Origin of the sequence: Segeticoccus rhizosphaerae, from assembly GCF_009192725.1 — a bacterium.
Lineage (GTDB): Bacteria > Actinomycetota > Actinomycetes > Actinomycetales > Dermatophilaceae > Segeticoccus > Segeticoccus rhizosphaerae.
On sequence record NZ_VOHR01000531.1, the window covers coordinates 1 to 1,613 of the forward strand.

Here is a 1,613-nt window from a genome sequence, read left to right on the forward strand (position 1 = left end):
GTCCGCCACGAGCAGGCCGCCGGCCCCCATCGCGGCGGTCGGCAGGACGAGCCGGCGCCGGGTGCGCATGCTCACGGCCGAGGCCGCCGCGCCGATGCCCCCTGCGAGCAACCTGATCCAGAGCCCGGCCTCGTGCTCGCCGAAGGACAGCTTGGTCGGTGAGACCAGCCCGAGATCGAGCCCGTGGTCGACCCGGAGGGTGAGCGACAGGCCTGCCGCCACCCCCACGATGATCCCGGCGCTGGTCAGCCCCACCCCGAACAACCGTCCGGCCCCGGTGACGGGATAACCGGTCACGGCGTCCTCGACGGCCGAGGCCATCGCCCTCCCCGGCAGGAGCACGACGATGCCGCCCGCGACGCTGTAGGCGAAGTCCTGCGTGGTCATCGTGTAGGCGCCGGTGGTGCCGAGCGCGAAGGCACCCCACACGAACACCGTGGCGATCGCTCCCCCGGCGGCCGAGACGTAGAAGGCGGGCAGGTCGTGCCGCGACAGGATGATGCCGACCCGGTCGACCAGCACGCTGGAGACCAGTGCTGCCACGATCGCCGGGAGGCCCGCGCCGAGCAGTGTCGCGACAGCGGCGGCCAGCACGCCATACGCCACCGACACGGTCCACCGCGGCCAGAACCGCGGCGCGCGCCGGATGAGCCGCAGCTCCTTCTTCGCCTGGGCACGATCGAACCCGCCGGCGACCAGGCGCTCGACGAACTCGTGCACCGCCACGAGGCGAGCCAGATCCTTCGAGGAGGAGCGCACCACTCGCAGCACCGTGATGGGTCGCCCGGACTCGCGCACGCACTGCACCAGGAGCGATTGGTTGGTGATGTCGATCTCCAGCCGTTCGATGCCGCTCGCGGCGGCCACCGCGGCGACGCTGGACTCCACGTCACGGGTGCCTGCGCCGCATCGCAGCATCAGCTCGCCCACGCGCACCGCGAGGTCGAGCGAGTCGTGCACCTCCTGCTCCTCGTCCATCGACATGCGCCGTGGATCGCGGTATGGCGTCCGGCGCAGTGAGTCGACCAGGGGCATCGGCTCCGTGGGCAGCTCGGCCCGGAAGAAGCGCTGCCGAGCGCGCGTCGAGAACGGATGGCGCAGCCGCGAGGAGATCGGCCCCTCGTCCTCTTCGTCACGGGAGCCGGAGCCGTCCTGAGGCGGTCGCGGCGTCCGGTCCGAGGTCATGGACCCACGCTAACCACTGAAGCCGGGTGCCGGCTGAGCGCTGCGCCGCGCACCACCGGCTGCGACACCGTTACCGGGTGAACGGGTTGGTGTCGAGCAGCGAGGCGAACGGCAGCTGTTGGCGTTGCAGGGGCCACCAGTCGAGCACCCCGGATCGCTGCCAGGCCCACAGCGCCAGCGCGGCGGCCGCGACCCCCAACGCTGCCACGACCCAGGTCGAGACGATGGGTCGGCGCAGCGAGCCCCGCACCAGGCTGCGTGAACCGCGCCGCAGCGAGGCCCCGCCTGGCCCCCACCACATCATCAGCAGCCCGAGCAGCAGGCCCGCCGCGACGGGCAGAGCGCGCTCGGGGTCCGGATCGCCCCCCCGTGCCACCGCAAGCCCGAGCGCGGTGCTCAACGCGGTGGCCAGCGCGACGAACGCCGGC

General features: G+C 72.8%; 1 protein-coding gene and 1 pseudogene. Both read right to left on the reverse strand.

Translation table 11 applies throughout. From position 1 onward, the window contains the following. The coding region (locus FRW57_RS21400) for a threonine/serine exporter family protein (RefSeq protein WP_152187017.1) at window positions 1-1,185 on the reverse strand (1,185 nt) is incomplete at its 3' end. Between the two features lie 70 nt (window positions 1,186-1,255). Further along, a pseudogene (locus FRW57_RS21405) lies at window positions 1,256-1,613 on the reverse strand (hypothetical protein); the annotation flags it as partial.